Genomic DNA, 7,690 nt, shown 5'->3' with positions numbered 1-7,690 from the left:
CTTGCAGACGGCTAGAAAGGAGTGAAATTTATGGCAACAGTTTATGGTAGAATAGCCAAAATTTCAAATGTAGTTGGTCGTTCCGATTATTTGAATGATGAGAAGCGACAAGAAAAAATCGTATTGCAAAAAATAGAAATGCAATACTCATGGCAGGAACATTCTTCTTTTGAAAAGGAACATCAAAAATCGAATGTTGCCAATAATGAGGCACTTGAAGTGCATATTGCTTTACCGAATGAACTTGCCGAAGATAAACGAAGATTAGAGCAAGTCTGTGATGACTTGGCTCATGAGATAGTTGGCGAAAATAAGGACTATGAATATGCAGTTCATTGGAATCACAATCGCACGAATCTTCATGTCCATATTCTTTTTAGTGAGCGTGAAAACCAAATAGATCTCGACCCTAAAGTCTATAAGAAAGACATTTGGCATGATAAAGATACGCATAAATTAGCGAAAGCAAATAGTGAAAATGCTGTATTGGTTCATAAAAAGGGCGAAGTCCAACGAGATAAAGAGGGTAACATCAAATACCAAACGGACATATTCAAAGTAAAGGATAAGAAATTTACTGAACGTTGGTGGTTACATTACAAAAACAAGATAGTCAAAGATACTTTAAATAAGTATGGGTACAAATTAGATTTACACGATGGTATAAAAAATAACCCCTATCTATCACAGAAGAAGTTATACAAAGGAGCAAGTAAAGATTATTTAGATAATGCAAAAGCGTGGAATACAGAAGTTAAACGATATAACGAAAATGTAAAACAACATATTGAATTAGAACCGATACAATTGAAAAATTACATTTCTATTAAACAAGAAGTCCTGGCAAATGTAAAAGAGGCAAATGCTGAAGAAAAGAAAATAACGCCAAAAGCAATTGAGTTAGTGCATGAAATGGCAGACTGGGTCATGGATACACTCCGAAATCTTAAAGTATATATCAAACGCAAAAGCAGAGAATATGAAGCTGCAAAGGCCTGGAATGGAATAAAAGATAAATTCAATGACATGTTTAAAGAAAATAAAAGACTTGATAATGAAATTAAAAGTCTAAGTAATCAGATTGAAGATCTAAATCATCTTGATCATGAATTTACAGAAGTGATAGACAGCAAGTTAAGTCTGATACATGACATAGAAGAACAAGATATACGCCAAAAAGAGATGTTAAGTCAGCTAAAGGTATTAGAACCGGAAGCATATAAAGACCTCACACAGGAGGAATATCGAAAGGAGATCAAAGGATTGAGTTTTGAAGAACGTATAGATAAAGCTACATCTCTGATTGAAGAACATCAAAGAATGATAGAAAGGAGCAGAGGATATGAGATCGATATCTAAAAAAAGCAATCTGGATAGGTTGAAGCAGCAGGTACAACAAACAAGCAATCAGCAGTACCAGATACAGACGCAGAAGGATGAATTAGAACAAACAGTTGCTTGTAAAAAACAAGAATTAGATTCTAATCAAGATGCAATGAGACAACTGATTCGTTCTGTATTCGCACAAAATGAAGTGGCTGCAGCAAAAGAGAAGGAACAATTGAATGACAGATTAGATAGGTTTGCCCATAACCAGCAGGTAATGAATCAGCAAATCATTGAATTAAACGACAATATCACGGATACAACCTCATTAAATGCGCTGTACGAGGCAAAAAGAAAAGAACTTGATTTAAACTACAGAAACCAGGAAACTGTTCTTAAGGAACAAATCAAACGGCTTTCAGAGCGCATAGAATATCAAGAAAACAAATTAAGCACCATAAATAGATCGATTGAATCCAAAAAGGAAGAGTTTGATAGAATCAGTGAAGATTTGAAAAAGAAAGAATTCTGGATCAACTTTAAAAATGTATGGATCAATAAGTGGATAGCATTTGCTTCAGCTGGATTTTTGCTTGTATTTATTGGAGGCTTTTTAGGCTGGCCAACATATAAAGTGATGAACAGTGTTTTTAAAATTATTAGGAGTGTTTTTTAATTATGATATAATCTTTCTGTTGTCTGGGCTCACCAACGCGAAGGAGGTGAGAACGTGGTGCAACAATTTTGTGATTTTTTAGTTTCTGTTATAGCAGGTGTGGCCGCCAACTACATCTACAAATAGCTCAACAGAAATGACCGGACAACAGAGCATAAAAGAGTGGACTGACTACCCACTCTCTTTTTTTGTAAAAAAAGGAAAACTGAGTGACTAGGTCAGTTTTCCTTAACGTGGCACAATTTTGTGATTTTTGCCTACCTGAATTATATCATGAACTTTTAAAAAGTAAAAGTCAGAGACTTAGCAGAAGCTAAGTCTCTGACTTTTTTTCAATGTCCAATTGTAAATTTACTCTAGCAAAATATTGCTAGAGTAAACTCAAGAAAACAGGTTGTATATGGACGTTATATTGTCAATAGTTTTTGACCCTATTTTACTGTGAACCCCTATAAGCTAAAGACTTATGAGTTTTCTGCTTGGATTAATATAAAATTAAGATTTTTTTTTTGCTAAAATATATAAACTTAATAAAATTAATAAACCTATAATAACCTGGAGAAAACGATTAGCGGAAAATAAAGTAATATCAAAAATATAAAGTATTGATATGATACTTAGAAAGATAATTGCAAAATTTTTTTTCATAATGTTTAATAAACTCTATATTCCCAATACCCTGAGTTGCATGGTAACGAATTGCTAGGTTCACACCCTGGAATCCTTCCTGGATGGTAGAGTCCATCAACAGAATATTCTGTTTTTGTTGGTTTAGGGATATATCTCAAAACAGTTCTACAAATATCATGCCCAGTTACATAATCATATGAAGAACAAGCAGAAATGACTCCTGCTACAAATTTTAGTATAGCCTTACCAATTGCAATCCAATTCATTCTCATATCTTCATTTTCAGGCTTTGGTCCGAATGGAGAATACACTGTTATTGTTCCGTCCTCATGATAAATAACTTGTGTGTTATCTTCAAAATGTTGAACTGTTTCTCCATTTTCATTAACATATTCTTTATTTAGCATTGGTTCTTCCGATGTTAAAACTTCACATGCATTATTTGAATTTTCTCCATTTTCTTCCATTTTTGCAAGAACGTTATAATTACCAGCCAATACAATGAATAAAGATAAAGATAAAATAGTCAGTAGTTTCTTTTTTAAAGATTGCATACATAATACGTGAATGAATACTAATTCATTCTACTCCTTTAAAAAAAATTATAGCAAAATGAAAGCGCTAACACAATGATTTATGATAATTTTATATGAGAAAGAGCGGAAACTCAACACTAAGGTAATTGCTTTAAGGGTTCTGTTGTCAGGCTGTCGACGGCTAGTAAGGAGTAAGTATGTCTGGCACTATAAAGCAAATACATTGCACTTGTTTGCTAGAGTAAAATAATTTTTTGGTGAAATAGGGTCAAAAAACTATTGATAATATAACGTGTCCTAGAGGGCTTTCAGATATCAGATTATGCTATAATTTTTATTGGAGGTATTTGTATGTTTTTAGATACGTCCATGTACTTGTGCTGCCAAATTTACCTATATGAATTTAGATACAATCATTCAACTTTTGTTGATTTACTTGATTGTTGTAGAGATAAAGAAAAAGGACTAGTTACATAGTCCTCGGTAGCACAGTACAAAATAAAAAGAGAGGACTGCAATCCTCTCTTTTCTTTTAGTGTTGCCACCAAATTTACCTACTTGAATTATATCATGAACTTTTCAAAAGTAAACATCCGAGACTTAGCATGCGCTAAGTACGAGGACACGTACTTATTGACTACCTTTAAATTGTATCATGTATTTTAGAGCATTAATAGACTATGTTTTTAAATTTATACTTGTTAAAATTTCTATATAAAGATACATAAAGAATGAAAAAGGAGCTTTGATACCAATGGACATTTTAGTGATTTTTACTTAAAAAAGAAAATTATATAAGGAGGTAATTCTATGAAAATAAAATCTAATATTAAGTTATTTTTCTGTGGACTATTATCATTTATTTTATTGCTTAGTGGAATGAATCTAAATATATATGCACAAGAAAACACTCTTTCTTCAAATACAACCGATATTACAATGGAAGAAGGATATTCTGTTTTAGCTAGTCAAAGAAACACACCTTATTATGTAGATCAAAATGGTAAAATTTTAGACACTGCACCTATGGGTGAGCCTTATGTTGAAGTTCTATATGACTCTAGATGGGACACTAAAACAAATAGTGAACTTACTACACGTGCTGGTACTACTGCATATCAATACATTAATATTAACGGGATTGTATTGAAGGGATCTTCTGGTGGGCACTATTCTGTAAGCTGGTATAACACAACCATAAATGTAGGCATGTATGTATATTTCAATACATCAACTTTGAATATTACAAGTGTTAAGGATGCTACTGTATTATATACAAATTGTCCATTAATTTCTTCACATAGCAATGCATGGGTATCAGCAAGTGCATCAGGTGGTCGTGCTCATGCAAAGGGATATATTACTTACTATGAACCATACCGTGAAACATTAACTGGATCAGGTTCTTGGGGGTTTAAATGATTTATAAATTTGATTGTGTCGAAATAAACGATGATTTAGATTTATTTCAAATAAAACAAGGGACTTTAGGAACTTTTAAAATCAATGATATAAAGAACATAAAAATTGCTTATGAACAAGCTGATTTTAAAGGTAAAACTAAACCATTTCTTCATCAATATATAGGTGGAGCATCATTTTTCACGGCTATGGAACCGAAAATATATGTAGGTATTAAAATAATCACAAAAACAGATGAAATATTAGCAATATATATATCAAACACACCTGTTTTATTTAATTCTAGTTTATATTTAAACGATGAAAAAATTGCAAAAAAAGTTCTAAAAAAATTTAATACAATAATCGAGCAAAAAAAAGTAGTTTAATTTCAACTACTTTTTTTACTTTACCAATTTCTTTTCTTTCAAGTCTTTTAAGATAAGACTTGTAATATAGGATGTAACGTTACGTGCTTCAGATTCAGCAGCATCCTTCACTTTTTCTTCCAACTCTTTTGGAAGATGTAAACTGAAACAGTATTTAGATTTATAGTATTTCTTAGTCTGTGTTTTAGTTTCTTCTGGTCTATCAATTCTAATATCTGTCATGTTCGTTCTCCTATCCAATAGTTATGTTCCAGTCTTGATCAACACGTAATACAGTCATATCTAAATAGTTTTTTAACTGTTCTTTTTTGATTTCTTCGTAAGGAAGTCCAGAAATATTAGATATATCTGTTTTAAAAAATACATGATAGTTGCAATCTGCAACTAATAATAAGTCTTTAAGTTTCATGAACAACACCTCTTTATACATATAATATAATTAAAATATAATTATAATTCAATTATAAATATTATATATTTCTCTGTGCGCAGCTAGAGTAAAATTATGATTGGACACCGACAAAAATCGGTGTTATATTTTTAGTGAAAAAGGTAAAAAAAATTCATTGATAATATAACGTGACCTAGAGGGGGGGGCTCTTGGCCTTTGATTCTTTTTTGTTCTTTTATGTTTGTTTTAGAGAGGTGTTTAGAACTATGTTAAGTGATGTTATTAAGAGGTATGGTGGAGAGAAGATGGATCCACTGGATGTATATAAAGATATTTTTAGAATTGGAGAAGGATTCATTCAGAAGGAGTATGAAGATAGTGGAAGTTTCAAAGCAAATCCAATTGCCTATTATAAGAATGAGAATGAAGATCATGGCCATTTCAGAATTATGTTTGAAGATAAGTTTGAAGAAATCTATCGAAATGAGCTTGTGAATGCAGATTTTTGTGTAATGAATGGTTTAACTTATTTTGGGGCAAAATATACATCGGATAGAGCTTCTAAAATGTGTGCAATGATATTTGATATTGATGGTGTTACAGATAAGAGTTTGAATAATTTCTTTTATGCTGCATTTAATAAGGAATTTGATTATTATCCATTACCCAATTACGTGGCATTAAGTGGTCATGGGATACATTTATATTATGTTTTTGAAGAACCAGTACCATTGTTCCCTAATTTGAAGCTTCAATTAAAAGAATTCAAATACTCTTTAACCGAAAAAATGTGGAACAAAAACACTTCTGTTGATGAAAAAGTACAAAAACAAGGAATCAATCAGCCTTTTAGAATATTGGGTGGCAAATGTAAAAAGAATGCTCCACTGGATAGAGTTGAAGTGTATAGAATAAACCAGCATCCAGTTAATATAGAGTATTTGAATCGTTTTGTTCCAACTAAAATTGAGATTGATGAAAAAAAATTATTCAAGGAAAGTAAATTAACACTGGATCAGGCAAAAGAAAAGTATCCGGAATGGTACGAAAATAAGGTTGTAAAGGGTATAAGAAGCTATTGGACAGTAAAACGTGATCTATACGACTGGTGGATCCAACAAATAAAAAAAGAAGAAAATGGAGCCAGCTATGGCCACAGATATTTTTGTATTATGACTTTGGTGATTTATGGTATAAAATGCGGTTTATCTAAAGATGAGATAAAGCAGGATGCAATAGATTTGATTCCTTTTTTAAACGGTTTAAACGAAGAAGAACCATTTACCGAGGAAGATATTAAATCGGCTTTAGAGTGTTATGATGAACGGTACAATACTTTTCCGTTAAAAGATATTGAGAAATTAACGAATATTCGAATCGAAAGAAATAAACGAAATGGACGAAAACAAAAAGATCACGTTAAAATGATGAATCTTATTCGAGATGAAATTAATCAAAACAAAACATGGAATAAAATTGGAAATGGTAGAAAACCTAAAAAAGATATAGTTCAAAAGTGGAGATTAGAACATCCAGAAGGAAAAAAAGCGGACTGTATTCGTGATACAGGTTTAACCAAACCAACTGTATATAAGTGGTGGAATATAAAAAAATAGGTTGTAACAAATTTCATTACAACCTATTTTTTATAAATATCCCTTCTATGACCGATTTCAAAAATGCTGATAGTTATTATCTCTTCTTCAATTGATGCAAATAATCTATAATCTCCTACCCTGTATCTCCAAATACCTTTTAGATTCCCTTTCAAAGCTTTTCCATGCAGTCTAGGATCAGGAGTATTGACTAGATTTTTGATAACCCAGTTTTTTATAACACGAACAGTTTGCTTATCTAATTTTTTTAACTGTTTAACTGCAGATTCAGTAAATTCTACTTTATACATTTAGACACCAAGCATTTTCCAAACTTCAGTATGATCATATGTTTTTTCTTGTTTAGCTTTTTCAAACGCATATAAGATACGATCTTCATCAAGATCAAGATCATTCTCAATTTTATCCAGAACAGCATCACGAATAAACTGGCTCATATTTAACTGATTAACAGAAACATAGTCATGAATTAATTTAGATTCATCGTCATTAACTCTTAAAGAAATTGTAGTCATAATAAAGCCTCCTTTATGTATTACTTGTAATACAATTATATAATTGAAGTTCATTTTTGTCAAAGACCGAGAGACAAGAAAATATAGATTTTTTTACCAGTAAAACATGTGCTACAATAAGAATATAAGGCCTCGCCGATTGAGAGCGCAAACTCAACCTTAAGGCTATCGCCGTAAGGGTTTGCGGTCTTGCAGACGGCTAGAAAGGAG

10 protein-coding genes are annotated in these 7,690 nt (G+C 31.6%); 5 read left to right on the top strand and 5 right to left on the bottom strand.

Features of this window, described 5'->3' with window-relative positions; genetic code table 11:
• Positions 1-30 precede the first annotated feature (30 nt).
• Positions 31-1,359, top strand: coding sequence for a hypothetical protein (locus DWY01_RS10960; protein ID WP_117996157.1), 1,329 nt, complete (start codon positions 31-33; stop codon positions 1,357-1,359).
• The gene (locus tag DWY01_RS10955; protein WP_117996156.1) at positions 1,343-2,002 is read left to right on the top strand and encodes a hypothetical protein; all 660 of its coding nucleotides are present in this window, start codon (positions 1,343-1,345) and stop codon (positions 2,000-2,002) included. The genes DWY01_RS10960 and DWY01_RS10955 overlap by 17 nt, the downstream gene beginning before the upstream one ends.
• 653 nt (positions 2,003-2,655) lie before the next feature.
• Here DWY01_RS10955 and DWY01_RS10950 read toward each other — a convergent pair.
• Positions 2,656-3,186 carry a hypothetical protein gene (locus tag DWY01_RS10950; RefSeq protein WP_117996155.1) on the bottom strand — a complete coding sequence of 177 codons (531 nt, stop codon included), beginning with the start codon at positions 3,184-3,186 and terminating at the stop codon, positions 2,656-2,658.
• A gap of 792 nt (positions 3,187-3,978) precedes the next feature.
• Between DWY01_RS10950 and DWY01_RS10945 the strand changes: the two genes are divergently transcribed.
• Positions 3,979-4,590, top strand: a complete 612-nt coding sequence (locus tag DWY01_RS10945) for a hypothetical protein (RefSeq protein WP_117996154.1) — start codon at positions 3,979-3,981, stop codon at positions 4,588-4,590.
• Complete coding sequence (locus DWY01_RS10940) at positions 4,587-4,958, top strand: hypothetical protein (RefSeq protein ID WP_181979368.1); 372 nt, start codon at positions 4,587-4,589, stop codon at positions 4,956-4,958. Before DWY01_RS10945 ends, DWY01_RS10940 begins: the two co-directional genes overlap by 4 nt.
• 15 nt (positions 4,959-4,973) lie before the next feature.
• Here the strand turns inward: DWY01_RS10940 and DWY01_RS10935 are convergent, their stop codons facing one another.
• Positions 4,974-5,180, bottom strand: coding sequence for a hypothetical protein (locus DWY01_RS10935; RefSeq protein ID WP_117996153.1), 207 nt, complete (start codon positions 5,178-5,180; stop codon positions 4,974-4,976).
• A gap of 10 nt (positions 5,181-5,190) precedes the next feature.
• Entirely contained in the window at positions 5,191-5,367 is a 177-nt protein-coding gene (locus DWY01_RS11605) for a hypothetical protein (RefSeq protein ID WP_158553710.1), read from the bottom strand.
• A 248-nt stretch (positions 5,368-5,615) separates the two neighbouring features.
• Between DWY01_RS11605 and DWY01_RS10930 the strand changes: the two genes are divergently transcribed.
• Positions 5,616-6,965 (top strand): hypothetical protein, encoded by a 1,350-nt coding sequence (locus tag DWY01_RS10930; RefSeq protein WP_117996152.1) that lies wholly within the window; start codon positions 5,616-5,618, stop codon positions 6,963-6,965.
• Positions 6,966-6,988: 23 nt separating this feature from the next.
• Here the strand turns inward: DWY01_RS10930 and DWY01_RS10925 are convergent, their stop codons facing one another.
• Positions 6,989-7,255 (bottom strand): type II toxin-antitoxin system RelE/ParE family toxin, encoded by a 267-nt coding sequence (locus DWY01_RS10925; RefSeq protein WP_003866042.1) that lies wholly within the window; start codon positions 7,253-7,255, stop codon positions 6,989-6,991.
• Positions 7,256-7,480 carry a type II toxin-antitoxin system RelB family antitoxin gene (gene relB, locus DWY01_RS10920; RefSeq protein WP_117996151.1) on the bottom strand — a complete coding sequence of 75 codons (225 nt, stop codon included), beginning with the start codon at positions 7,478-7,480 and terminating at the stop codon, positions 7,256-7,258.
• Positions 7,481-7,690 lie beyond the last annotated feature (210 nt).

This window comes from Eubacterium sp. AF22-8LB (assembly GCF_003458715.1).
GTDB lineage: Bacteria > Bacillota_I > Bacilli_A > Erysipelotrichales > Erysipelotrichaceae > Holdemanella.
Note: the sequence above shows the minus strand (reverse complement) of the source record. Positions and strands in the feature narration are given on the sequence as shown.